This is a genomic window from Rhizobium sp. SAFR-030 (genome assembly GCF_059415005.1).
In genome coordinates, this window is the sequence record NZ_JBPFDO010000002.1 from 31553 (window position 1) to 55901 (window position 24349).

The window sequence follows — 24349 nt, forward strand, 5'->3', positions numbered from 1 at the left end:
AGTTGCTCCGATTTGTGTGTCGAGGCTGTCTGCGACCCGCCCTAACCCACGGAGATCGCTCATGAAAAGCCGCCGCAAAGTTCATCCCGCCGACGCCGCCAACGCTGCGGTTCTCGCCAACGCCATTCGCTACGACGTTGCCCTGTTCCTTGGAACCGGACGCTACGCCCGGGCGAGCGCGCCGACCCTTGAAGATGCGCGGATCGAGGCGATGCGCCTCGTCGCCGAGAACCCGACCCCGTTCGGCAAGCGCCTCCCGCTTATCTACGGCGTCACCGCCGAAGGCCGCTCGGCGCTTGTCGCCTCGAACTGAACCCAATCCTGACGGAGCACGACCATGACCACGGAAACCACGACCTACGACAAGAAGTTCAACGCCCAGCGGGGTGCGCAGCGCACCGGGCTGAAGCCCGGCGAGTTCGAAGTGTTCAAGACGCCCGATGGCCGGTTCGGCTGGCGGGCAATGGCGACCGACACCGATGGCCAGCCGCCGAGCCAGATCACTGAGCCCGAGCAGGCAACATCGCCAACCAGCCCGAAGCCGGGCAAGCGCAAGGCGATTATCGAGCAGGCGCAGGCGGGCGCGCTTCCGGCAGCGCCGGATTTCTCGAAGCCAACCCACGCGCGGTTTCGTGCGAAGCTCGCCAAGCTTGTGACGCTCGCCGAAGCGGGGGATGTCGAAGGCCTCAAGGCCATCGAGATCAATCCGGTTTCAACGAGCCCGAAAGCCATGGCGCGTTATCGTACGCTCTGTATTATTGCGCTAGAAACTAAGCTTGAAGGTGCGGCTCTAAATCGGGCTGATGGGGAGGCCGTCATATGAGTTATTGCGATGATACTGAGTATGCTGCTCGAAATTTGATTGAATTGGCAATGGCCGAAGACAATGCGTTAACCTCGCTACAGCCGAAACTCGTATCCGCTGAAGCAAAGTATAAGGCCAATCATTGGGATTTTAGTACCAGTGATCTGAATGACGATTTTTCCGATGCACACGTTATGAGCGCTTTTCGAAGGATGGCCGAGGCGCATAACGAAGCAAATTCGCTAAGAACGGAGATTGCTTCGCTGCAAGCGTCTATTGGTGCTCGACAAGTTGCGCTTCAGGCGCTCTGTGGTGCGCTGCTTCAACTGGCAAAGCAAGGTATCTCTCTTGTGCATGGTAGTTTGAACGCATGCCCGAATGGTCGGATGTTGGCCAACACAAGCCTGAAGGAAGTTGTCTGGCAGGCGCGAAACCAAGCGATCCATTATGAGGAAGGAAATTTTCGGCAGGCTGTAACAACAGTATTCTCCGATCTGGAGGCGTCCTTTGGTCAAGAATTTTCGTTGAGCCAGCACGTTGGCCAGAGCCGGGCGAGGCAAGTGACAAAGCTATTAGGGTGGACGGCGTACGACAACTACTCGACCGACATGAAGCTGCTCGGTTTGTAGTCAGCGCCGGTTAAAAGAAGCCTCTTGCAGGCCCAGCGACATTCCAGAACACGATGCGGCCCGGACCCATCCGGGCCGTCATCGTCTCCCACGCCTTCGCGTCATAGTGCGGATCGGACGGAAACGGTGACATCGCTTTGGCGACATCGGAGAATGGGCGCGGATAGATGTGGATCGTGGCGTTCGCCACATCAAGCGGCTGAAGTTCTCGCCCGACCTGAACGACATGGCGGCGGGCACGAGGCCACGCCTGAGCAAGCGCCCGTGCGAGCACGCCGGAGCCAGCCGCACACCAGACTTCATCGGGATCAAGCCCGGTCGCCAGCGCGGCGTTTGCAAGGCGCGTGATGGCTTCGGGTAGATCGACGCCGAATGGAACCAGCCGCGCGCCGCTCGCTTTCGCATAGTCCTTGGCGCGGGCTTGCACGACTGAGAGATGGCCTGGCCGAACCGGCACTACCTTCGCGCCGAGTCTTGCCGCTTCCAGCGTTCGCGAATGGAGCTTCGCGCGGGCTGCGACAAAGATCGTCGCGCGCTTGCCGAGATCCTTCGCGACGGTCGCGAGCGCGGTTTGCGCGCCGCCCTCAGCGGGGCTGGCGTAGACGGCTTCCTCCGCGCCTTCAAACAGCACCGGCATGAACCGCGCTTTCGTGCCGCCCGGGAAGAGATCGTCGCGGACGACCCAGACGGCGCTATGCTCTCGAACGATTGGTGCCGTCATGGCTGCACTTCCTCGATCTCTCCAAATTCGACCTCGCCGCAGGCTTCAGTTGCGCGCCGGGGATCGCCTTTGACAAAGACCAAAACGCTTTGATGGGTGCGGCCGAGTTTGCGCGCGGCGGTGAACTGTCGGCCGGTGCGGATCGGCAGCGACCCGACGGCCGTCACGAGGATCGCCTCGTTGTAGAAGCGGGCGCCAGCCGCCTCGAAGGCTTCGACCGTTCGGCCTGGCAGGTTGACGTAGAAACCGCGATCATCGCGCACATCGCCGACAACCCAGACCGCGAAGCGATCGTCCTTCAATCGGGCGACGGCGGCGGCAATGATCGCGGCCTGCGCTTCGAAAAATGACGCCTCATCCATCGTAGAAAGATCGGCGGGATCGTCGGAATAGCGTTCGAGGTTCCAATAGGGCGGGCAGGAGAAGATCAGGTCCGCCGCGACATCCGCTGCAATAGCGCCAAGATCGCGCGCATCGCCGACGCGCCATTCCGGCAACGGTTCGGCGGCGATTGCACCCTGTGCGTGGTTCGCTTCAACCTGCTCGGGCCGAAGTTCGATCCCGACGTAGCGACGCCCCAGGCGCGAGGCGACGATGCCGCGCACCGAGCCGCCCGCGAAAGGATCGAGCACGGTTCCGCCTTGCGGGCAGAACCAGCGATATGCGATTTCACACAGGACCGGATCGAAGATCGACGTGCCGGAGGCGGTCGGCGCATCGGACGCCTCGTAGTGTTCCGCGAGGAATTCTTCCGTCGTCAGCTCGCGGCCGATCTCGGCCTCGCGAGCCCGCTTCTTCGCATAAAAGCCGGGATCGCCCGATGTATGCGAGGGCATCAGCACACCGCCGTTGGTGGTCGCGCCGACCTCATGCTCGCCCCGCATCAGATCCTGGCCGAACGTGCGGGCGAGACCCTTAGCCATGGGCGGGTTTGTCCTTTTTTCCGGTCCAGCCGCGACCCAGTGGGCGGGGTGAGCCGCCGGGCGCCGCGCTGTTCCGGTTGCGATAGTGATTGAGACCGGGCTCGGTTACGCCGTCGGCGACGCCATAAGTCGCGCCTTCGCCGCGCCCGAGTTCGGAGCGGATGCCGAGATCGATCCAGGCGCGCTTGCGATCCTGCCACCAGCCCTTGCGGGCATCGAGAACCGAGAAGGGCGGAATGCCGAAGCGCCCGGCAAGGGTCGCGCGTTGTGTTTCGGTCGAGGCATCGGAAGATTGCTCCGCGCCTGCGGCACCATCATCGCCGGTATCGGCGTCGAGGCCATCGAGCAACCGGCCGAGTTCCTCTTCGGCAAAGCCCAGAAGATCGAGGTCGAAGGCGTCTTCGTGCAAGGCCGCGATTTCAGCCTTGAGCATTGCATCGTCCCAGCCGGCATTCTCCGCGATCCGGTTGTCGGCGATCACCAGCGCCCGGCGCTGCGATTCCGAAAGATGCGAAAGCACGATGACCGGAACCTCGGCGAGACCGAGCTTCTCAGCGGCGAGAACGCGCCCGTGGCCGGCGATGATCACATCGTCGGCGCCGATCAGCACCGGGTTCACGAATCCGAACTCGGCAATCGACCCCGCAATCTGCGCAATCTGATCGCCCGAATGCGTCCGCGCGTTGCGGACATAGGGGATCAGCCGCGCAATAGGGCGGGTCTCGATGGCGAGCATTGTGTCTCCGTTTGATGCGAACCGGGGCGCGAACCCGCGAACCTCAAGGGCGGGGTGCGAACCCGGTTCGCGAACCTGCCGCTAGCAAAGGAACGCGCTGCCGCCGCCCGCATACGTTGAGGGCCGGGAAGAACCTAGAAGGGGCGGGGATCGGCGGTTTCGCGCCGCGTGTGCGCGTCGAATGCGCGTTGTCCCACGGGTCAAGCCCGAGGGCAGGCTCTGGGATAAGCATTCGAATGCGAGTGCGCTCGGGATCGTGGTGTCGATGCCTGCACCTCTCGCGATCATGCCAACAAATATCGCGAAAACCGCTGAATTTGTCTCGCTCGAAGTTCGACGAACTGGCGTCAATACGCGCCTGTTCAGCGCTGGTGAAAGCCGCCCCCACGTCGTCGAATGCGCGTTCAAGTCGTCCCTACGCGCGCGCGAGGAGGGGCGTTTCATGACGCCTGTTTCCTTGGCTTCGACGTGCGCGGCTTGTCGTCGGCCTTGAGGCGATGGCTGATCTTGATCAGCGCGGTTGCCCACCAGCGCCATGCTGTCGCCCTGCTCACGCCGAGCCTCCGGCAGATCGGCTTCCACCGCATGCCCTCGGCGCGCAGCCACACGACGCGCGCCTCGTCGGGTTCGAGCCAGAACAGCCAGGCGAAGCATTCGTCCATGCGGTCGATGGATTGCGGCGTCGCCCAGACCTTCATGGGCTGGCGCTCCATGGCCATGATCTCCCACGTCGTTCGCACGATGGCGGGCCAAACGTTGAAATAGCCCTGCGGCTTGTCGTCAGGCAGGCGGCGCAGTGTGCGCGCCGCCTCCTCGAAGCGGTCCTCGATCTCGTTCGGCGACAGCGGTCCAGACCGGCGCTTGCTCCAAGTCTGTTTGCTCATTTCGCGCCTCCGATCTCATTGGCGATGGCCCAGGCGAGAAGCGCCAGAGCATCGGCCTCGTTGTCGTCTTTGGGCAGGAAGCCTTGCGCCCGCATGGCGCGGATCACGTCCTCTTTCGGCGCGTTGCCCTTGCCGGTGGCGTGGCGCTTGATCGTGGCCACGGGCACGCCGAGATAGGGCGCGGCTTTGCGCTCGCACCACGCGGTGAGATGGGCAAGGAAACCGCCATAGACTTGCGCGGCAAGAGTGCCAGCGTGGGCGCGGACTTCCTCGAACACGACGGCGTCGAACGGGCCAGCGTCGCGGTTGAGATCGGCGAGGAATTTCTCGAAGCGCAGAAACGCCATGCCCGCGCCTTCGAAGCGGCCGGGACGGAATTCGGTAACGCCCGAGGCAATCCGGCCCGAGCGCGGTAGCACGGCCCATCCGGTTCGGGTTCCAAGATCAAGCGCGAGGATCGTTCGCGACGGCGGCGGCGTCACGGCGGGCGCCGGCGGGATGGCAGGGTTTTCGAAGGCCAGGGCAAGCATGGGTTCCTCCTGAGCTAGAACGGGATGTCGTCGCCGCGTTCCCAATCGATCGGCGGCTTGGTGGATGGTGTTTCGGGGCGGGAATCGAGCAGCGGCGCGTAAAGCCCAGCGAAACCGACAGAACGGTTTCGGCGATTGCGGGCAGGCGGTTTGCGGGCGGGCTTCGTCTCGCGTTCTGTGGCCACGACAGGCGCGGCAGAACCGATCGCAAGTTTGGCGGTTGTGCCTGCGGGCCGAACCGCGGTGACCTCGGCGCCGGGGAAGGCCTCTTTCGTCGCGCGCACCGTGTCGCCGAAGGCTTCGATCGCAATCGCCACTTCGGCGAGCGTCCAGACCGCGCCCTTGCGTTCCTTCGCCAGCGCGAAGGCCTCGTCGGAATCGCGCACGATGGCGATCACCTCGCCGGTTTCGGGCAACACGGTTTCCCAGATCGTGGGAGCGAGCGGTTTCCAGCCGGCGGCGAGCGCGGCGGCATCGAGCGCGTTCCAGGCCCGCAGCATGGCTTCGGCCTGGGCCGAGACCGCGGCCGAAACATTCGAACGGATCGCCTCGTCAAGACGTTCGGCCTGGGACCGAAACCGAACGGCGAGCGCCGCATCGACAAGCTTCGGGAGGCGATCAATTCCCCATTTGCGTTCCATGACTGAGGCCACCGCATCGAGACGATCGAGCGAGGCCTTCGCCAGATCGGCTGACGGTATCGGGTTCAGGGCGGCGGTCATGCCAGCGCCCTCCGCTGGAAGCGCGGCGCGGCACGCCCTCGCGTGCGCGCCCGCGCGGTATCCCCGAAGGGGATACTGGCCTGTCTCCGTCTCCGTCTCCGCTTTGAAATCAACAGGTTAGCCGGACGTTTCCGCGTTTCCGCGACGTTTCCGCCTCCAATGAAATCGAACACTTGGCGGATGTCTCCGCCGCGTCTCCGCCGACAATTTGCGGTCATTCGAACTCCTCCGCAGGTTCATGATTTCGGCGCTGGTCGGAGCGCATATCGCGCTCGTCCAGAGGGACGATCCGCAGGCCGTAGGTTTTGGTTTTGGCGTCGAAGAGCGTCCGTTCGATCGCTCCGCCGCCCATCAGGCGGGCCAGCACATCCGCGACGGTTTCAGGGGCTACGCGCAGCGCCTTGCCGACGATCCCGGGCGCATAGCGATCCTTCGCCCGAGGTTGTTCGGAGAGCGGCGCGCCCGCGTTCCAGGCGGTTCGGATCGCCTCGAACAGCGCGCTTTCGATTTCGGCGGCGCGATCCACTTGTGGCGCGCGCTCGTTCGGATCGCCGGGCACGAGCGCGCCGACTTCCTCGCCATTGGCGATGATGATCGACACGCGCTTGAACCAGCGCGCCGAACCGGACGCGAGCGACAGGTTCGCCTTCGCATCATCGAGCCGCACCCACAGGCGGCGCTCGTCGGCATGGAGGCCGAACTTGTCGGCGTCGCTCTGCGGCATGGCGAACAGCGTGCGCATGATCCGCGCGACACCGCTGAGCGACGACGCACCGCGCGAGGCCGACAGCGATCCGGTCCAGGCATCGGGCGACGCCGACGGCGGCTTGCCGGTGTGGTGGACGATGACGACCGCGCAATCGCCGCGCCGGGCGACTTCGCGCCACATGGCCGCGACGGCCTTGATCTGGGCGTTGTTGTTTTCATCGACCTCGTGGGTTTCGACGAAGGGATCGACGATGAGGAGGCCGATGCCTTCGGCCTGAACGCGCTCGATGATGGCTTCGATATCCGGCAGGCGCACAACTGCGCCGTCCTTGGTCGCCTTGGCGATGACGAGCGGGCGCTCAGAGCCGGAGTTGAGCCCGAATTTGCCGCGCAGATCAGCGGGCGCGACGTTCCATTGCTGCATGATCGCAGCGAGGCGGCGGCGCAGTTCGTTGCGGTCGTCCTCGTTGTTCCAGACCCATGCCTTGATTGTCTCGTGAACGGTTTCGCCGACGATCTCGCCGCGACCCGTGACGCCGGCCACTGCCAGTGCAATGCCGAGCGTGGATTTGCCCGCACCGGGCGGCGCTACGAGCACGGTCAGATGGCCGCGGATCGCGAAGGAGCCGACCAGCCAGCGGCGGCGCGGGATCATCGCGGCGCTTGCGCCATCCTCCCATTCGATCTCGATCGGCGGCGGCGGAAGCTTGTCCTCGATCGTCACGACCGGGTTCGGCAGGTTCCACTTGCGCCGCGCGCCTGTGATCATCGAATTGAGCTGAAGGCACGTCTGGTCGACCGTGTAGCTTCGCCCATCCGGCGCGTTGCCGATCGTCAAGGCGGGCGCGAAGGCCAGGATCTCGGCATTTGACAATCCGCGCGCCACCCAGTTGCCGACGAGCCGAACGGCGTTCTGGTGCCAGTGGTCGTTGCGCTGGATCGCGGCCAGCGTCGCCTCGACCGACAGGCTGCCGATCGGCAGATCGAGTGGTTTCGATGCAGCCGACGAAGGCGCATTCGGCGGAGCAGATTGCTCCGGTGATTTCGGAGCAGCTTGGAGGAGAGGAGCCGGCGCGGCGAAGGCTTGCGCGAGCGCCGACGCCCAATAGGCAGGCGGGCGATCATCTTCGGGGATATGGACTTCGGTAGCTTCGACAACGCGGCCCGGCTTGAGCGGCCAGGCAATCGATCCGCCGAGTCGCAGCACGCGGCCGGGGTTCGAGACGGTGCTGTCGCCACCGAGCGCGAGGCCGATGCTGGAGCAAAGCGCCTTGATCGCCGCGCCATCCCGTTCGGCATCTACAAGACGCCACCAGAATTGCGCGCGCATATGGGGATGGCGACCGGTGACAACGGTCATGGTCGCTGGAACACCTGCCGCCTTCGCCGCTTTGATGGCCGCTTCGACGCAATCATCATCTATATCGGCCCAGGCGAAGGGCGCGGAATAGAAATCGGAATCAGCCGTGCGCTTCGCCAGCGCGGTGCCGGGTTTGCGGAGCGCGGCGCCGAGATAAACGTTGCAGCGCTCGGTGCGGTTCAGCTCAGCGGCGCGCTCGACCAGTTCTTCGAGCTGATCGGTGCCGAAAAGCTGCGCGTTGCGAAGCGAGCCGGTCGTCGGATCGGTCCACGCCAGTTCGACGAGCCCATCGAGCGCGCCATCGAAGCCGCCGCCGAACACCAGTTCGACATGGCGGAGCATCGCGGTGCGATCGGGCACGGATTCTAGCGCGTGCGTCGTCATTCGCGCTCCAGCGCGTTGAAGGGATCAGGGCGGATAAAAGAAAAGGCGGCGCTCCCGGCGATCCGGGAGCGCCTGAAGGTCAGAAGTCGGTTTCGTAAACCGGCTGCGGCGCAGGCTTTGCGGCTGGCGGCGGCACATGGGCGACGGGCGCGGGCTTCGACGCGGCGGCGGCGTTGCCTTTCCAGACCTCGCTCTCTTCGACAGCCGAGGCGTCCGGGAATTCGGCCGGGCGATCGGCCCACTTCGTCAATTCGAGTTTCGGCCGGTAGTTGGTGCCGTATTTGTCCTTCATGGCGTCCGCGCCGGTGCAGGCGATCACCGGCACCTTGCCGCGGTTCTCCGTGCGCCCGGCCTGTTCCTCGAACACCGCATAGACATCGCGGATCGCATTCGAAACATGGATTGAAGCAGAAGCCATTTCGACGGCGCCGCCGAAAAACTTCGGAGAGAAGGCCATCACGACGAAGCCCCGCTTGAAGCCATCGCCGGGGCTCGGAGCGGTGTGATCAAGCGCCGGATCGATCAGGCGTTCCGGCGCCTGGCCTTCCTGAAAGCGCAGCCAGCCAGTGCGGATGTTGGCGAGATCGAGCAGGAAGGTGGGACGGGCGATTTCCAGATCGCCGCCGCCCTCCGCGCGGATAAACCACTTGTCCGACTTGGCGTTGTATTTGACGTAAGGCCTGATGATGCCGGAAGCGCCGATATTGAGTGCCATTGTTCGTCTCCTTGAGCGTTGAGCCTTGAGCGGTTGGGGGTTCAGAACCCGAAGACATCCCGGCCAGCCGCGCGAACGGATGTGTCCGACCAGTAGAAACTGTCGAAGTCCGGGACGATGAGACCCGCGAGCTCGCGGGCGTCATGGGAGAGGGCGAGGAAGCGCCCGAGCGAGAGGGCGATCAGCCGGAGCGCCGCCAGATGGGCGCGCACGTCATCGCCTGACATTTCGAGAACCTGGACCTGCCGCCCATCGCCCTTGGCGGGAGCGGGCTTGGCGTAGGCGAAGCGCATCCCGAAATTGCCGTGGGCGGTGGCATAGACCGCGCCTTGCCGGCCGTGGCTTGCGCCGATCGCGGATGGCAATCGTTCGGTGGTCTTGAGATCGACGATCAGGCCATGGGCCGAGAAGCGCCAATCGACGAAGCCGATCACCGGAACGGCGATATCGTCCAGGCGGATTTCGACCTTGCCCTGATAGCCATCGGCATCAGGCAACCCATATTGCCGGAGTTCGGCCAGCGCGCCGCGCACATAGCCCGGCAGTTTCTTGCGTTCCTCGTCGCGGCGCGGATCGGGATTGAGCGCGGTTTCGCGATCAAAAGCGCTTTCGGCTTCTGAAATGCAGGCCTCAATGGGAAGCGCCGGATCGTGCAGGCCGATATTGACGCCGGCCTCGACCGCCTTGCCGCGCGCAGCGGGAATGCCGGAAGGCGAACGCCGCCCGAGCAGGCGTTCCATGATCCAGAGCGCGGGCTCGGCCGCCCAGAGATTGAGGGACGAGGCAGAGAGATGGCCGATGCCATGCCGTTCGAAGGGGTTGCTCATCGCACGCCCCCACGGATCAGGATTTCGGCGCCGCGTTCGATCAGATCGGACGGGGTTTCGAGGAATTCGAGATCTTCATCGCGAAACGCGACGCCAAGCTTGAGTTCGACATCGCCGACGAATTCGAGGCGAGCGATCGGATCGATTTGCCAGAGCCGATCATCGGCGGAGGGGTTTTCGCCAAAGTGCTCATAGAACGCCGAGCGGACGGCGTTCGCGACGAGCGCGCGGGCTTCGAGACGTTCGGCGATCAGGAGGGGCGCGATCATCGGGCGGACCCCGTGCGCTTCGAGACTACCGGCCCGCGTTCCTGGGAGATCATCCATTCGCGGAAGGCATCGGCCCGATAGAAGACACGACGGCCGATCCGCACGCAGGGCGGCCCGATCCGCCGGGTCTGCCAGCGTTGCAGCGTTGTGGGCGAAATCCCCAGGGCTTCGGCGACTTCGCCGCGGCCCATCCAGCCCTGCATGAGTTCGCCCGGTGGGATCGGATTTCGTTGCCCATTAACTTGATCGTCCATGCCCGTTTCCTTGTGTCCTTGCGGTTCCGATGACCGCCAAGGGACCATGGAGAATGGCGTCCAGGCAGGGTTGAAACGGGCGCAAACGGGGCCGAAACAGAAAGGGAAGGGCGTAAAGAGGGGCGGAATACTGACGGAAACACTGGCTGGTTGGCCAAAATTGCTGATCCGCAGTCAGTGCCGTCGCTCCGTTAAGCCGGTGTCCTTGCCGTCAATTCACAGCCCGCAAAACCGACACGAGAGAATCCGACTCGACTCTGAAGCAAAAAGAACATATCAAGAACTGACTGTTGACCGATTGGGTTATGAATGGAGGCAAGGATGGCCCTGACCATCGCATATCCGAGCACGGCGGCGGGCGATCCCCACCGGTTGAGCGCTGCCACGCTGGGCGGGATCGCCGGCGAGTTGCGCGCCAGGCTTTTCGGCGTTCAGCCGAGACCAGTGGAGATCGCGGTCCTGATCGCCAAGACCGCGCAGCTCGTCGTCAACGGCAAACCGATCGTCCTGTCATGGGGTCTCGATCGTCCAATCCATGACGATGAGGGCCGCGAGGTTTTGGGCGTTTGTGAGAACGATCCCGAGCTGCCCGAAACGGTGATGATCAGCGTGAACGGCAGCCTGCTGGCAGATCAGCCGGAGGTGATCCGCTCTACTGCGGCGCACGAGTTCGCCCATGCCATCTTCGACATGCCTGCGGCGCTGGGCGGCAATGTCCGGCGGACATTCCGCACCTCCATTGCGCCCGCCATCGCCAAGCCCGGGGCGCCGATCGATTGGATGGAATGGCGCGCCGACGAGTTCATGGGCGCCTTCCTCGTACCCGCCGATCGGCTTGCGCGCGTGCTCCCAAGGCACGCCAGTGCGCTCGATCTGCCCTGCCGTTGGCGAGGAGCGGCAGACGGGCGGCCCATTCCCTTCGTCGATCGCGATCCTGGCGACGGCAACCTCGGCCTGCTGGTTGACGACCTGGCCGAAACGTTCGGCGTTACGTCCGCCTTCATGGCTGTTCGCCTGGCAAAAGGTGGCTTTATCGGCCACCGTTTCGAAGCGGGGAGGACGTGCTGATGGCCTTCGGTCAAACCGTCCGCTTTCACCGCAACGCTAAGGGTTACGGCCTCAACGAGTTCGCCGAACGCCTCGGCGTTTCGTCTGCCTATTGGAGCCGCGTCGAGCGGGAACAGGAAAATCCGCCGCGCGACGATCTCGTGGAGCGCGTCGCTGCGATCCTCGAAGTGAGGCTCGATGATCTGTTTTGCGAAGCCGGCCGCCTGCCGCCTGACCTCAGGGGCGATATCAAAGCGGTGGTGACGCTCTATCGACGTAGCAGGGACGCCGGGAACTCTAGCAGCAAATGATAACCATGACCAAATAGACGAGTGTTCGAGATGCCAGCACCGCCCCGTTCCTTTCTCACCGTTGCCGATACCGCGATCCGCTGGCAGGTCACGCCACTCGACATCGCCGGCTGGGCGATCGACGGTCAGATCTCCCTGTCGGCAGTCTTGCCGACGGTTGAGACAGCCGAGAAACAGATCGCCTCGGGGATCGTCGAGATCGACGGCGCCGATGTGGTGGCGCTGTTCCGCCGCGACGGCGTATCGCGGAAGCCCGCGCTGGTCCGACGCTTCCGCCGTTTGAAGAAATCCGAATGGGAATGGATCTCGCGCCCGGTCGATGGGATCGCCGTCACTGCCGCCGACGTGATCATCCTGCGGAAGGAGTTCCAGCGTTGCGAACGCGTCTGGGGATTGTTCGACGCGAGCGGTGCCGACGATGGGACGAAATCAACGAGTCCTGCGAAGCGCCAAGCCGGGCCGGGCGCGCCGCCTAAGCACGATTGGGACGCCTTCGCCGGCGCCATCGCCCGGCGCGTGCACGATCACGGCATGCCGGTCAGCCAGGGCGAGCTCGTGCGAGATATGATGGATTGGTTCGCTGGCCGTGAGGATTTCCCACCACCGGACGAACGGACGGTTCGTCGTAAGGTGTCGGCGATCTGGAAGGAGCTTATTGCCGCGCCCTGATGACCGAGCGAATACGGTTGACTATGGTGTCCAGCAGAGCCGACAGCGAATCGAACCTCAGGATTCGAAAGACGAACATGAAGCACTGCTGATCGGGGCGAGGGGATACATGAAGGACGCGCAAAAGCCCGATCACGTAAGTCTGAACACGCTCATCAATTACCTTCGGGATGGTCGTTATGTAATCCCGGACTTCCAGCGCGAGTTCGAATGGAAGCCTTGGGACATCAGGGACCTGATGAGGTCGATATTTCTCGACTACTACATCGGCAGCCTGCTTCTATGGAAAGGCAAATCCGAAAACTTTGCCGCGCTCTCCTGCGAACCGATCTATGGGTATCAGGGTAACGGCAAGCCTGAATATATAGTTCTGGACGGCCAGCAGAGGCTGACGGCGATCTACTACGCTTTCGTTTCTCCGGATAAACCGCTCCAGAATCGCACCAGCCGTTTCTTCTACTTCGTCCATGTCGACAAGTTCATGGCTGACGAACACGATGAGGCATTCGGGTATGATCGTGTGACCAAACGATGGTCCAAGGTGCTCGCGGACAAATCCGTGCAGTTTGACACCCACCTTTTCCCGCTTTCGGTGATCGGTGCCACAGGATGGGAACTTCCGAACTGGATTCAGGGCTACGAGGCCCACTGGAAGGCCAAGAAGTCAGAGGCCGAAAGCGCGGGTGACAACGAAGCCGCAAAGGCTGCGCAGGTCCATGTTGAGAATGCGAAGGGTTTCGGCGAACACCTGCAGGGGATCACCGGTCAGTATCAGATTTCCTACAACGAGCTCGATAAGGATCTCGAGGTAGACAAGGTCTGCGATATCTTCACTCAGATCAACAGTCGTGGGGTTCGCCTCGACGTGTTCGATCTGGTGAACGCACTTCTCAAGCCAAAGGGCCTTCAGCTCAAGATGATGTGGCGCGAAGCCAAAGCGCGCCTGGACGACTTCGAAGCTGAGAAGATGAACGTCTACATTCTTCAGGTGATGAGCATACTGAGGCAAAGCTATTGCTCGCCGAAGTATCTCTACTTCATGCTGCCAGGTCAGCAAAAGCCGGTTCGTGATCCAGACGGCACTCGGCGCAAAGAGATACTTGTCCCTGATATCGCCGATTTCGAAACTCGTTGGAAGGCCTCCGTCGAAGCGCTTGAAAGCGCACTCAAGGTGCTAAGGCACCCGCAGGAATACGGCGTCGTTAGCTCCGCGTTTCTCCCGTATGTTTCCATCCTGCCCGTCTTTGCCTCCCTGCGCGCGCAGGCCAAGAAGTTGCCACCGACACACCAGCTCGACGCCCGGCGGAAGCTGCGCCACTGGTATTGGGGTTCGGTCTTCACCAACCGCTATTCTGGTTCGGTGGAGTCAATGAGCGCTCGCGATTTTCTCGACGTAAAGGCTTGGTTTGATGACGATGCCGCCGAGCCGCCTCTAATTGCAGAGTTTGCGCGGCGTTTTCGCAGTCTCGATCTCCGGAAAGAGACCAAGCGTGGAACATCCGTCTACAATGGCGTTTTCAATTTGCTCGTGCTTCAGGGCGCGCGAGATTGGATGACGGGTGATGTTCCCCAATATGGGGATCTCGACGACCACCACATAGTCCCCGATGCTTGGGGGAAAAAGCAGCTCAAGAACGGCATCCACGGCTCGATCCTCAACCGCACGCCGTTGGCGCAGAACACGAACCGTCACGTGATCCGTGCACGGCTACCAAATCAGTATCTTCCCGAACTCATCAAGGCGAGCGGGGAGGGTACGGTTCGCGCGATCCTGGAATCACACTTCATTTCGCCGATCGCCTTCGACATTTTGCTCCGCGACCCGTTCGGGCCGGACGATTTCGAGGCCTTCATCGCCGAACGCCAGCGCACGATCCAAGATGCTATCGAGAATTTGTTGATTAAGGAGCGCCTCGATCTCTCGCCTCAACTCCGCGATCTCGATATTGCGACCGAGCGCGCTGAGCTCAATATTCGAAAGTGCATCGACGCAGCCCTTAAAGGCGACAATGCAGCCGTTCCTTCGCATGTTGCACAGAAGGTCGACGAGCGAATTGCCCGCGCGGTGAAAAAGAACGCAGCGCTGGACGCTGATAACTACCAGAACCTCTCAGCTAAGCTGGAGTATTTCGATCTGCGCGAATTGCAGGAAACGATCACTAGCAAGGTTTCTTGGCACCAGTTCGAGCCCCGATTCTTGAACAAGGAAACCTTGATCGCAAAGTTCGATCAGCTGGCGGAACTCCGGAATGGCATTCGACATAGTCGCGCGGTGAGCGAGGTCGCCAGGAAGGAAGGCGAAGCGGCGATCATCTGGTTCGATAAGGTGTTGGGAACCAGCACTCCTTGAAAGCTATGGCGGAGTAATTTCGATGGTGCAGCCAAGTGCGGCAAGCACCTGCAGCGTTTTCCCTATCTGCGCAGTCGGTTTGCCGGCTTCGAGATCCACGACGAAGCGCACGCCAACTCCGGCCGCGCCGGCCAACTGATCTTGCCGCAGGTTTTGTGCCCTGCGGGTGATTCGGACGATCTCGCCGACTTCGGTCGCTGTGAGATTTCGCTTCGCCATTTTTCGGTCTGGACGATAGATCGAATGGCGATCAACTGTCGAACGGAAATTCCCGTTCGGGAAGATTTCAGAGTTTTGGCCCTGAAATTGGCGAAAATTTCCCGATCGGGAAGCTAGTTCAGGCCACAGCGTCGTCCTGAACTAGCCTGGGCTTCGCCCGCAGCATGTCACCAACCTGTTCGAGCCCGGCGCGAAGGGGGTCGTCGAGCAGGTGGGCGTAGCGCTGGGTGGTTTGCACCTGCGTGTGGCCGAGGAGCTTGCCGATCATCGGTAGCGTCATCCCGCCCGAAACGAGCAGCGACGCAAAGGTGTGGCGAAGATCGTGGATGCGGACGCCGGGCAGCTCGGCTTTCGTCCGGACATCTTCCCAGAACCGCTTGATGTCCTGAAGTGGCTTGCCTTCGGCATCGCCCGGAAAGACCCATTCGCAATCTTCGGGCACGCGCAAACGGATCGTGCGCAGAAGGGCGGTGGCCGAAGCGCTGATCGGCGCGCGATGCAGACGGCGCTGCTTCGTGGTGGCAGCGGGTTTGATCCAGACGGCGGCTTCGAGATCGAATTGATCCCAGCGCGCGCCGAGCACTTCTCCGCGTCGCGCGCCGGTCAGCAGGATCAAGCGCACCGCATCGGCGGCGCGCCGGTTCGGATGGGCATCGAGCGCAGCGGACAACCGCCCGATTTCATCGATTGAGAGATAGCGGTCCCGGGGTGCTTCGGCATTCCGGGCAAACCCGGCTGCGGGGTTGTCGGCGCGAATGCGCCAGCGGATCGCAAGGTTGAACATCTTGCGCAGGATCTCGCCGACGCGGTTCGCCCGCACCGGCGTCGGGTTGCGGCCTCGTTTTCCCGGGGTGCCACCGGCGATCCGGCGCAGCAGCCGATCAACATCATCAGGCTGGACCTCCGCCGCCTTGCGCGGTCCCCAGGCGGGTTCGACCAGCTTGCGCAGCATCGACGCCTGATCGTCGCGGTTCCGCTTCGCAAGCTTGGAGGCGTGTTCTTCGAGATAGCGGTCGATCAGTTGACGCACGTTGGGCGACCCCCGCGCTTCGTCCCGTTCGGCCATTGGATCACGGCCCTGATCGATTTCGCGCTTAAGGCGCTTGGCCTCTTCCCGGGCGGCGGTGACCGACCAATCCGGCCATGCGCCGATGGTGAGCCTGCGTTCCCGCGCCTCGATCCGATAGGTCAGGATGAAGGCGCGCGTGCCGCCGCTGGTGATGCGCACGCCGAAGCCCACCACCTCCTCGTCATAAATGATGATATTCTTTTGCTTCGGCTGAAGCCCTTTCACGCTGCGTTCGGTAAGATGCGCTTTCATATCTTCGCCCCTTCGTCGCCGCACTCAGCCGCGGTCGACACCGGTGAGCAAGATGCTCTCGGCACGTCTCCCGATGAATGGCGGGAACGGGCGCAAACCGGGCGAAAAGCGCAGCGATGGTGAAGGGGCGGAGCACTCGCCCGGAGCAGCGATTTCGTGTCCGCACTGTGTCCGGCGGCTTCCCGGTTTCGAACGATGGTTCGCGTCTTGTTCCGTCGCCGAATGCGCGTTGAGCCGATTTCCTCCAGGGCGGAGGAGCCTCCTGCTCCGAGCCGGAGCATTCGTGAGGACTTCTTCGAATCCTGAATGAGATCAAAATCTTACGAAAGGGGTTGCAGCGGAAGAGCGCGCCGCATACATAGGCTCCACCAATTGACGCGGGGTGGAGCAGCCCGGTAGCTCGTCAGGCTCATAACCTGAAGGCCGCAGGTTCAAATCCTGCCCCCGCAACCAACGACACTTGTAAATTCTCCCATCCGGGAAACCGAACCCAAAGCTCCTCGGCATAAGCCTCGAGGAGCTTTTTGCGTTTCTGCTCCGTGTCGATCTCGCCGGATGCAATCCGCGCCAGCAGATCGTTCTGGGCAGCGGCTACGAACTGCTGCTGCATCACGTCGATCACATCCATCAAGGCCATGATATTGCCGATACCGCCATGCACCTGCAGGCTCGCCGGCTGGTGGCCAGGTGCCTTGCCGATCACCACCGTCTGGATCAGGTCTCGCACGATCGGCATCAGCCGGCGCTTCGCCTCTTCATCGGCATTGTTGCGGGCGACGAAGAGAAGCGTGCGGATCGCGATCTCGGTATTCCCAGGGATGCACTGCCTTCGCCTTGGCAATCTTCTCCTGGAAATTCGTCCACCGGTCCCTCCGTGACTGCGAGTTCCCACATGAGTTGTTCCCGTGTCGCCTCGAGCCGCTACCGGAGTTCGTCGGAGACGTGCGTAGGTCGGGGGGGAGGACATAAGGAACCGAAGGGTCGGATCATTGGTGCGTGCTGCTCGCAGTTACCTCTGTGGTATTTACAGCCTCTCTGGCGAGCGACTAAGGCCTTCGCTGTGCTGAAACGGCGGGCGAGGCTCGACAGGTTTCGCGCAAGACTGGAAGCAACTTGCCTTCGCCAATCATGTCATCATGATCAAGGGGGGTGAAGGTGTCGCTCAATCGCTCAAGGGCTTTCCTTCAGGATAGATCGGGCGACCGCAGGCACGCCAAGCATGAATGCCTTGACCCCGTCCTTGACGATGTCGCTTAGATCATCGGGTGTCGGCGTGGCGTAAACGAAGCGCCTGATCGCCAGGTAGAAGATCCGGCCGTGCAGGCCCCAGAGCAATTCCAACTCCCGCTCGCCAACCGGTCGCTCTTCTGGTCCGGGCAGCCCCAGTTCATGACGCAGTTCGAGGCAAGCCGGTTCGATGATCTGCCGCCTCACGATGTCGAGGTAACGAGGTGTGATGTCGAAGGTCTTCAGACCGGAGAACACGAAAATCCGCACCCAATCATAGTGGAAGACACGGGCGACGTATTGCAGGTAGAAGTCGGTGAGGCGGCCTTCCAGCGAACGGCTGCGGTCGACGATCAGGCCTCCCCAGCCGTCATCCCAGCGGCTGAGATAGACGTGTTCGTAGACCCGTTCGATCAGCGCTTCCTTGCTCGGGAAATGCCGGTATATCGCCGAATGGGTGATGCCGACACGCTTTGCGAGTTCCCGCGTCTGCCCCTCGAATCCGTGCTCGGCGAAAAACCGGACGGCTTCTTCCAGAATGAACTGTTCGCGCTCGTTGGCACGCATGTAACGCCGGGGGCGCTGCTGCTCGCCGCTGCTGTCTTCGTGTTCACGGCCGTTAATCTGGTCCGCCATCTCGATCCTGATCCGTCTGTCATTGCCGGTCCGGCAATCGCCAAGCGATAGCCCAGCAGAGGTTTGAGACCAAGCGGTATTTATTTTGAGACCAGACGGTAATTTCTCTTGACCGGATAGGCGCCTTGAGGAATCATGACCAGATGGTCACAAATTCCGGTAGACCTGTGGGAGGAGATCCGGTGAAGGCGAAAGCTTTCGATTATATTCGTCCACTTTCAGTGGATGAGGCGCTGCTTGCCTATCAGGGCGCTGAGAGCGATGCCTGCTATATCGCTGGCGGCCAAAGCCTCGTGCCATCCCTGGCGCTGAGGCTGCAGGCACCGGGTCTGCTTGTCGATATCGCCCGGATCGACGAGTTGCACGGGATTGCTGTCGTCGGCGACTACCTGAGGATCGGTGCAACCACCCGCCACTGCGAAATCCTGTCGTCGGATTTGGTCCGCCGCCATGCGCCGCTGCTTGCCGAGGCGGCGCCGTTCGTCGCGCATCCCGCCATCCGCAACAAGGGCACGTTCGGCGGCAGCCTGGCACTTGCAGATCCGGCATCGGAATTCCCGGCGATGGCGCTGGCACTAGACGCCGTGATCGAGATTGCCTCTGCCGACGAGCGTCGCAAGGTCGAAGCCGCCGATTTTTTCCTCGACCTCTACGAGACAGCTCTCCAGCCCGGAGAACTGATCATCGCGGTCCATGTTCCCCTGGCAGCGCCCGCCACCCGCTGCGCCTTTGACGAGCTGGCGCGCCGCCGCGGCGACTACGCGATCGTCGGCTGCGGCGTCAATGCGCAGATCGACGAGGACGGCCGGGTCGAGAAGATGCGAATTGCCTTCTTCTCTGTCGCCTCGACGCCGGTGCGGGCACGAACGGCCGAAGCCACGCTGTTGGGCAATCCGTTGACGCTCGGCTCCATCCGCCAGGCACAGGAGGCTCTGGCCGCCGATCTCGATCCGTCGGGTGACGAGCAGACGCCGGCCGAAATGCGGATGCACCTGGCGCGGGTGCTGCTCGGGCGGCTCCTCGGCCGCCTGGAGGAGCCCGCATGACACCGAGGATTGCCCTGTCACTCACCGTCAACGGCGAGGAAATCGAGGCCCTGGTGGCGCCGCGCAGGACGCTTGCCGATTTCCTGCGCCAGGATGTTCAACTGACCGGCACGCATACCGGATGCGAGATGGGCGTTTGCGGCGCCTGTCTGGTTCTGCTGGACGACCAGCCGGTGCATGCCTGCCTGATGTTCGCTGTCCAGGCTGAAGGCTCCAGCATCGAGACGATCGAAGGGCTGACGGCGCGCCGGGCGATCTCGGACCTCCAAACAGCGTTCCACGAACGCAATGCGCTGCAGTGCGGTTTCTGCACGCCGGGTATGCTGGTCGCCGCCTATGGGATCCTGTCGTCAGAGCGCGTACCGAGCCGCGACGAGATCCGTGATGCCCTCTCCGGCAACTACTGTCGCTGCACCGGTTATGAGGCGATTGTCGATGCGATCGAGATGACGGCCAAACGGCGGCACTCCCAGATGGCGAGGGAGGAGGCATGAACGCGTTCGCGGGCTCCTTCGACAGACCGAATTCCTATATCGGCCGTTCGGTATCGCGACCAAACGCCAAGCGCCTGCTCGAGGGCAAGGGACGCTACGTCACGGACCTGGTTCTGCCGCGCATGCTGCACGCGGCCTTCGTGCGCAGCCCCTATGCTCACGGCCGGATCACCGGGATCGAGATTGCCGACGCCGTAGCGCATCCCGGCGTGCGCGCCGTCTATACGGCCAAGGACCTAGCGGCGATCTGTACGCCCTGGACCGGTACGCTCGATCATTTTCAAAAGATGAAGTCTCTGCCGCAATTGCCTTTGCCGCTGACCGACGTCCTGTGGTCGGGCCAGCCGGTGGTGCTGATCGTCGCCGACAGTCGCGCGATCGCCGAGGACGCGGCCGAACTGGTGATGATCGACATCGACGAGAAACCGGTCCTCGCCGATCCGATAGAGGCAATGTCGGCGGCGCCGCTTTCGGACGACATCGACGACAACATCTGCTTTTCGAGCAGGCTCGACAGCGGCGGCGTCGACGACGCGTTCTCCACAGCGCCGCACCGGCTGGAGCAAAGCTTCATCTTTGGCCGGCACACGGCCGTCACGCTTGAGCCGCGTGCCATCGTCGCCGACTACGATCGGAGCGAGAACCGGCTGACGGCCCATCACGCCACTCAGACTCCCTACCAGTTTCAGGACGTCTATTCCCGCCACTACGGCATCCCGGAAGCCAACGTCCGCGTTATCGCTCCCGATATTGGCGGCTCTTTCGGCATGAAGCTGCATGTCTACCACGAGGAGATGGCGGTGGTCGGCGCCTCGATCCTGCTTGGCCGTCCGGTGAAGTACGTGGCCGACCGGATGGAATCCTTCGTCTCCGACATTCACGCCCGCGATCATCGGATCACCGCCCGGCTGGCCGTCGGCAGGGACGGTCGCATCTCGGCGATGGAAGTCGACGACGTAACGGCGATCGGCGCCTTCTCCAGCTACCCGCGCACCAGTGCCGTCGAGGGAAACCAGGTCATCCGCCTGATGGGCGCGCCCTACGACTTCTCCTCCTACCGCGCCAACCTCTCGGTGGTGTTCCAGAACAAGGTGCAGACGAGCCAGTACCGAGCCGTCGGCCATCCCATTGCCTGTGCCGTGACGGAATGCCTGGTGGATGCCGCCGCTCGCGAACTGGCTCTCGACCCGTTCGAGATCCGCGCCCGCAACCTCATCCCAGACGACAGTTACCCGCGCAGATCGCCAACCGGTTACCAGTTCGAGCAGCTCTCCCACGAGGTCTGCCTGGCGCGGCTGAGATCGATGATGAATTACGAGGCGCTGCGCGCCGAGCAGGCGGAACTGCGGAAGAACGGCATCTTGCGCGGCATCGGCATTGCGCTGTTCGTCGAGATCACCAATCCAGGCCCCGCCTTTTACGGCGTCGGCGGGGCGCGGATCTCGGCGCAGGACGGTGCCATCGTCAAGCTGACGCCCTCGGGCGAGGTGCATTGCTCGATTTCCGTCACCGAGCAGGGGCAGGGAACGGAAACCATCATCGGCCAGATCATCGCCGATCAGCTGGGCATCGACCGCGACAAGGTGCGGGTGATGACCGGCGACACGGATACGACCCCGCACGGCGGCGCCACCTGGGCCTGCCGCGGCGCCGGCATCGGCGGCGAGACCGCTCTGCAGGCGACACGCAAGCTGAAGGCCAACGTTCTCGGCATTGCCGCTCTGATCCTTCAGGCGCAGCCGGGGGAACTGGATATCAGCAACGACTGGATCGTCGAGGCGACGACCGGCCAGCGGCGGATGAGCGTGGCCGAGGTCGCCCGCATCGCCTTCTTCCGTTCCGATACGCTGCCGCCCGGAACCCATGCGCAGCTGTCGGTGGTTCACCATTATGCGCCGCAGGGTTATCCATTCGCATTTACCAATGGCGCGCAGGGCTGTCTTGTGGAGGTCGATGAGGAGACCGGCTTCGTCAAGATTCTCAAGCACTGGGTTGTCGAGGACTGCGGCCGCATCATCAATCCGCTGCTGGTCGACGAACAGGTCCGTGGCGGCGTGGTGCAGGGGCTGGGAGCAGCGTTCTTCGAGGAGTGTCTCTACGATTCCGCCGGACAACTCACCAATGGCTCGCTTGCCGATTATCTCGTGCCGATGGCCTGCGAGATGCCGGACATCGAGATCAGCCATGTCGAGACGCCGACCAGGGATACCGAACTCGGCGCCAAGGGCTGTGGGGAGGCCGGGACCGCTGCCGCTTCGGCTGCCGCGATGAACGCCGTCAACGATGCACTCGCAGGCCATGGCGCAGTGCTGACGCAGATACCGATGACGCCGGCACGTATCTTGAGGGCGCTCGGCACGATCTGAATGAACTGAAGCAGTGATCCAATGTCAGGAGGAGGACGGGATGACACAGAAACATGGGGAACCGAGCTTAACGGCAATCACACGCCGGACGGCTCTTGTCGGACTTGCAGGCACGGCTACCGCGCTAACGATGCCATTCATCGGTAGGGCGCAGAGCGAGACCATCCGGATCGGATTTCCGACGCCGCTCACCGGTCCGTTTGCCGCAGAAGCCAACGATCAGGTGCGCAGCGCCCAGCTCGCCGTCAAGCTTGCCAACGACAAGGGTGGCATCGGCGGACGCAAGATCGAACTGCTCGTTCGGGACGACAAGCTGAACGCCGGCGAAGCCGCCACCCGGACGCTCGAACTGATCGAGAAGGACAAGGTGCACGCCGTCGTCGGCGCGCTCTCAAGCGCCGTCCAGCTGGCGGTCAACGAGGTCACGCGTGCCCGCAACATGCTCTACATCTCGATCAGCCAGTCCGACACGATCAATGAAGTGAAAGACTTCAGCCCATACACTTTCCACGAGGCGCTGAACCCGACGATGACCACCGCGGTGGTGGCAAAGCATACGTTCCAGAAAGGCTCCAAGGTCGTCTTTCTCGCCGCCGACTATGCCTATGGGCATGAGATGCTGCGCGGCTTCAAGCGGGCCGCCAAGGAGATCGGCGCGGAAACGGTCGGCGAGATCCTGCACCCGTTCGGCGCGCCCGATTATTCGACGTTCATCCCGACCATCCTCTCGCTCGGGGCCGACATTCTCTGCATCTGCAATTTCGGACGCGATCAGGCCAACTCGATCAAGCAGGCGGTGGACTTCGGGGTCAAGGATCAGATGAAGATCGTCGTGCCGGTGCTGCTCCACAATCAGCGGCTGGCGGTCGATCCGGAAGTCTTCGAAGGCGTCGTCGGCGGCTCGAACTACTATTGGGGTCTGGAGCAAACCGTGCCCTCCGCCAAGACCTTCAACGACGCCTTCCGCGCCATGTACAAGGACGCGGTGCCGACCGATTACGGCGCTTACGGCTACACGGGTGTCGCCTCGCTGCTGATGGCGATCGAGAAGGCCGGCGGCACCGATACGCAAAAGGTCATCGCCGCATTGGAGGCGCTGAAATACGACGTCGCCAAGGGTGAGCAGTCATACCGCAAGTGCGATCATCAGTCGCTGCAATCGGTTCTCGTGCTCGAATCGCAGGCAAAGAGCGCCATGAAGTCCGACGCGGATCTGTTCAAGATCCTCGCCAACGAACCTGCCTCCGAGAGCGTCCTGAGAAGCTGCACCGAACTCGGCTTCAAGAGCTGATACTGAGAAACGGATGAGGTCATGACCGTTCAACTGATTGCAATGCAGCTGTTTTCGGGGCTGGCGCTGGGCGCTGTCCTGATCATGGTCGCGCTCGGCCTGTCGATCATTTTCGGCATGCTCGGCATCGTGAACTTCGCCCATGGGGCATTGTTCATGGTCGGCGCCTATGCCGGTCTCTACATCGCCGGGCTGACCGGGAGCTTCTGGTGGGCTCTCGTCCTGGCGCCGGTGCTGATTGGCCTGTTCGGTATGCTGATCGAGCGTTTCCTCATCCGTCCCCTCTACGGCCGTTCGACCGACGACCCGCTGCTGCTGACCTTCGGTCTCGGCTATGTGCTGGTGGAGGCGGTGCGGATCTTCTTCGGCACGGATGGCATTCCCTTCTCCACACCGTCGGCCCTTCGCGGCGTCGTCAACCTCGGCATCGGGTTCTTCCCTCTCTACCGGCTGTTCGTCATCGGCGTGGTGATCGCCGTCCTCCTGCTGCTGTGGATCGGCCTGGAGAAGACCAAATTCGGCCTCATCGTACGAGCCGGCTCCGCAGACCCGCTGATCATGCGCGTGCTGGGCGTCGATATCAGCCGGCTATGGCTGGTGGTCTTCGGCATCGGCGTCGGCATCACCGCTCTCGGCGGCGTGCTTGCAGCACCGATGCGCAATGTCAGCCCCGAAATGGGCACGCTGGTGCTGGCTGAGGCCTTCGTCGTCACCGTCATCGGCGGCATGGGATCGTTGCCGGGTGCCGTTATCGCCGGTCTGGTCGTCGGACTGTCGGTCAGCATCACCTCGCTGTTTGCGCCGGAGATGGCGACCATCGTGATGTTCGCGCTGATGGCGCTGATCCTGCTGATCCGCCCGAATGGTCTTTACGGCCGCGCCGCGCCGGGGCTTTGAGGAGATCA

Annotated in this window: 26 protein-coding genes and 1 tRNA gene; 13 read left to right on the top strand and 14 right to left on the bottom strand. The window is 62.7% G+C overall.

The genetic code is table 11. The annotated features are described in order from the left end of the window. Positions 1-61: 61 nt before the first annotated feature. The 3 genes from ACR65N_RS05895 to ACR65N_RS05905 are packed head-to-tail and all read left to right on the top strand — an operon-like array spanning position 62 to position 1434. Entirely contained in the window at positions 62-313 is a 252-nt protein-coding gene (locus ACR65N_RS05895) for a hypothetical protein (RefSeq protein WP_440456157.1), read from the top strand. Between the two features lie 24 nt (positions 314-337). Continuing rightward, positions 338-823 carry a hypothetical protein gene (locus tag ACR65N_RS05900; RefSeq protein ID WP_440456158.1) on the top strand — a complete coding sequence of 162 codons (486 nt, stop codon included), beginning with the start codon at positions 338-340 and terminating at the stop codon, positions 821-823. Beyond that, positions 820-1434 (top strand): hypothetical protein, encoded by a 615-nt coding sequence (locus tag ACR65N_RS05905; RefSeq protein ID WP_440456159.1) that lies wholly within the window; start codon positions 820-822, stop codon positions 1432-1434. Before ACR65N_RS05900 ends, ACR65N_RS05905 begins: the two co-directional genes overlap by 4 nt. 10 nt (positions 1435-1444) lie before the next feature. Here the strand turns inward: ACR65N_RS05905 and ACR65N_RS05910 are convergent, their stop codons facing one another. The 11 genes from ACR65N_RS05910 to ACR65N_RS05960 all read right to left on the bottom strand — a co-directional run bounded on the left by ACR65N_RS05910 (position 1445) and on the right by ACR65N_RS05960 (position 10467). Then, positions 1445-2155 carry a pyridoxal-phosphate dependent enzyme gene (locus ACR65N_RS05910; RefSeq protein WP_440456160.1) on the bottom strand — a complete coding sequence of 237 codons (711 nt, stop codon included), beginning with the start codon at positions 2153-2155 and terminating at the stop codon, positions 1445-1447. Then, the gene (locus tag ACR65N_RS05915) at positions 2152-3078 is read right to left on the bottom strand and encodes a DNA methyltransferase (RefSeq protein WP_440456161.1); all 927 of its coding nucleotides are present in this window, start codon (positions 3076-3078) and stop codon (positions 2152-2154) included. Before ACR65N_RS05915 ends, ACR65N_RS05910 begins: the two co-directional genes overlap by 4 nt. After that, positions 3071-3814, bottom strand: coding sequence for a ParB/Srx family N-terminal domain-containing protein (locus ACR65N_RS05920; protein ID WP_440456162.1), 744 nt, complete (start codon positions 3812-3814; stop codon positions 3071-3073). The genes ACR65N_RS05915 and ACR65N_RS05920 overlap by 8 nt, the downstream gene beginning before the upstream one ends. Before the next feature lie 440 nt (positions 3815-4254). Beyond that, a complete protein-coding gene (locus ACR65N_RS05925) occupies positions 4255-4698 on the bottom strand; it encodes a DUF6362 family protein (RefSeq protein WP_440456163.1) in 444 nt (147 codons plus the stop codon). Further along, complete coding sequence (locus ACR65N_RS05930) at positions 4695-5228, bottom strand: hypothetical protein (RefSeq protein WP_440456164.1); 534 nt, start codon at positions 5226-5228, stop codon at positions 4695-4697. Before ACR65N_RS05930 ends, ACR65N_RS05925 begins: the two co-directional genes overlap by 4 nt. A gap of 14 nt (positions 5229-5242) precedes the next feature. After that, positions 5243-5950, bottom strand: a complete 708-nt coding sequence (locus ACR65N_RS05935) for a hypothetical protein (RefSeq protein ID WP_440456165.1) — start codon at positions 5948-5950, stop codon at positions 5243-5245. 214 nt (positions 5951-6164) lie between these two features. Then, complete coding sequence (locus tag ACR65N_RS05940) at positions 6165-8402, bottom strand: helicase RepA family protein (protein ID WP_440456166.1); 2238 nt, start codon at positions 8400-8402, stop codon at positions 6165-6167. A 79-nt stretch (positions 8403-8481) separates the two neighbouring features. Beyond that, positions 8482-9117, bottom strand: a complete 636-nt coding sequence (locus ACR65N_RS05945; protein ID WP_440456167.1) for a hypothetical protein — start codon at positions 9115-9117, stop codon at positions 8482-8484. Between the two features lie 41 nt (positions 9118-9158). Further along, the gene (locus ACR65N_RS05950; RefSeq protein ID WP_440456168.1) at positions 9159-9944 is read right to left on the bottom strand and encodes a hypothetical protein; all 786 of its coding nucleotides are present in this window, start codon (positions 9942-9944) and stop codon (positions 9159-9161) included. Next, positions 9941-10213, bottom strand: a complete 273-nt coding sequence (locus tag ACR65N_RS05955) for a hypothetical protein (RefSeq protein WP_440456169.1) — start codon at positions 10211-10213, stop codon at positions 9941-9943. The genes ACR65N_RS05950 and ACR65N_RS05955 overlap by 4 nt, the downstream gene beginning before the upstream one ends. After that, positions 10210-10467: a helix-turn-helix transcriptional regulator gene (locus ACR65N_RS05960; protein ID WP_440456170.1), complete on the bottom strand. Its 258-nt coding sequence runs from the start codon at positions 10465-10467 to the stop codon at positions 10210-10212. The genes ACR65N_RS05955 and ACR65N_RS05960 overlap by 4 nt, the downstream gene beginning before the upstream one ends. Before the next feature lie 321 nt (positions 10468-10788). Here ACR65N_RS05960 and ACR65N_RS05965 point away from each other — a divergent pair, with 321 nt between their 5' ends. From ACR65N_RS05965 to ACR65N_RS05980, 4 genes are all read left to right on the top strand, one after another. Next, positions 10789-11535: an ImmA/IrrE family metallo-endopeptidase gene (locus tag ACR65N_RS05965; RefSeq protein WP_440456171.1), complete on the top strand. Its 747-nt coding sequence runs from the start codon at positions 10789-10791 to the stop codon at positions 11533-11535. Further along, positions 11535-11825: a helix-turn-helix domain-containing protein gene (locus ACR65N_RS05970; RefSeq protein WP_440456172.1), complete on the top strand. Its 291-nt coding sequence runs from the start codon at positions 11535-11537 to the stop codon at positions 11823-11825. Before ACR65N_RS05965 ends, ACR65N_RS05970 begins: the two co-directional genes overlap by 1 nt. A gap of 30 nt (positions 11826-11855) precedes the next feature. Next, positions 11856-12494, top strand: a complete 639-nt coding sequence (locus ACR65N_RS05975) for a hypothetical protein (protein ID WP_440456173.1) — start codon at positions 11856-11858, stop codon at positions 12492-12494. A 109-nt stretch (positions 12495-12603) separates the two neighbouring features. Continuing rightward, entirely contained in the window at positions 12604-14844 is a 2241-nt protein-coding gene (locus tag ACR65N_RS05980) for a GmrSD restriction endonuclease domain-containing protein (RefSeq protein WP_440456174.1), read from the top strand. A gap of 3 nt (positions 14845-14847) precedes the next feature. Here the strand turns inward: ACR65N_RS05980 and ACR65N_RS05985 are convergent, their stop codons facing one another. Together ACR65N_RS05985 and ACR65N_RS05990 are read right to left on the bottom strand one after the other, a co-directional pair. Next, positions 14848-15063 (bottom strand): helix-turn-helix domain-containing protein, encoded by a 216-nt coding sequence (locus ACR65N_RS05985; protein WP_440456175.1) that lies wholly within the window; start codon positions 15061-15063, stop codon positions 14848-14850. 118 nt (positions 15064-15181) lie between these two features. Continuing rightward, positions 15182-16384, bottom strand: a complete 1203-nt coding sequence (locus ACR65N_RS05990) for a tyrosine-type recombinase/integrase (protein WP_440456176.1) — start codon at positions 16382-16384, stop codon at positions 15182-15184. A gap of 376 nt (positions 16385-16760) precedes the next feature. Between ACR65N_RS05990 and ACR65N_RS05995 the strand changes: the two genes are divergently transcribed. Continuing rightward, positions 16761-16837, top strand: a tRNA-Met gene (locus tag ACR65N_RS05995). Between the two features lie 717 nt (positions 16838-17554). Here ACR65N_RS05995 and ACR65N_RS06000 read toward each other — a convergent pair. Next, on the bottom strand, positions 17555-18178 hold the full coding sequence (locus tag ACR65N_RS06000; protein WP_440456776.1) for a TetR/AcrR family transcriptional regulator: 624 nt from the start codon (positions 18176-18178) through the stop codon (positions 17555-17557). 251 nt (positions 18179-18429) lie between these two features. Here ACR65N_RS06000 and ACR65N_RS06005 point away from each other — a divergent pair, with 251 nt between their 5' ends. From ACR65N_RS06005 to ACR65N_RS06025, 5 genes are read left to right on the top strand one after another with little or no spacing between them, the layout of a single operon-like run. Next, positions 18430-19293: an FAD binding domain-containing protein gene (locus ACR65N_RS06005; protein ID WP_440456177.1), complete on the top strand. Its 864-nt coding sequence runs from the start codon at positions 18430-18432 to the stop codon at positions 19291-19293. Then, on the top strand, positions 19290-19787 hold the full coding sequence (locus ACR65N_RS06010; RefSeq protein ID WP_440456178.1) for a (2Fe-2S)-binding protein: 498 nt from the start codon (positions 19290-19292) through the stop codon (positions 19785-19787). Before ACR65N_RS06005 ends, ACR65N_RS06010 begins: the two co-directional genes overlap by 4 nt. Further along, positions 19784-22153 carry a xanthine dehydrogenase family protein molybdopterin-binding subunit gene (locus tag ACR65N_RS06015; RefSeq protein WP_440456179.1) on the top strand — a complete coding sequence of 790 codons (2370 nt, stop codon included), beginning with the start codon at positions 19784-19786 and terminating at the stop codon, positions 22151-22153. The genes ACR65N_RS06010 and ACR65N_RS06015 overlap by 4 nt, the downstream gene beginning before the upstream one ends. Before the next feature lie 40 nt (positions 22154-22193). Then, on the top strand, positions 22194-23444 hold the full coding sequence (locus ACR65N_RS06020; RefSeq protein ID WP_440456180.1) for an ABC transporter substrate-binding protein: 1251 nt from the start codon (positions 22194-22196) through the stop codon (positions 23442-23444). Positions 23445-23465: 21 nt separating this feature from the next. Then, positions 23466-24341, top strand: a complete 876-nt coding sequence (locus tag ACR65N_RS06025) for a branched-chain amino acid ABC transporter permease (RefSeq protein ID WP_440456181.1) — start codon at positions 23466-23468, stop codon at positions 24339-24341. Positions 24342-24349: the final 8 nt, after the last annotated feature.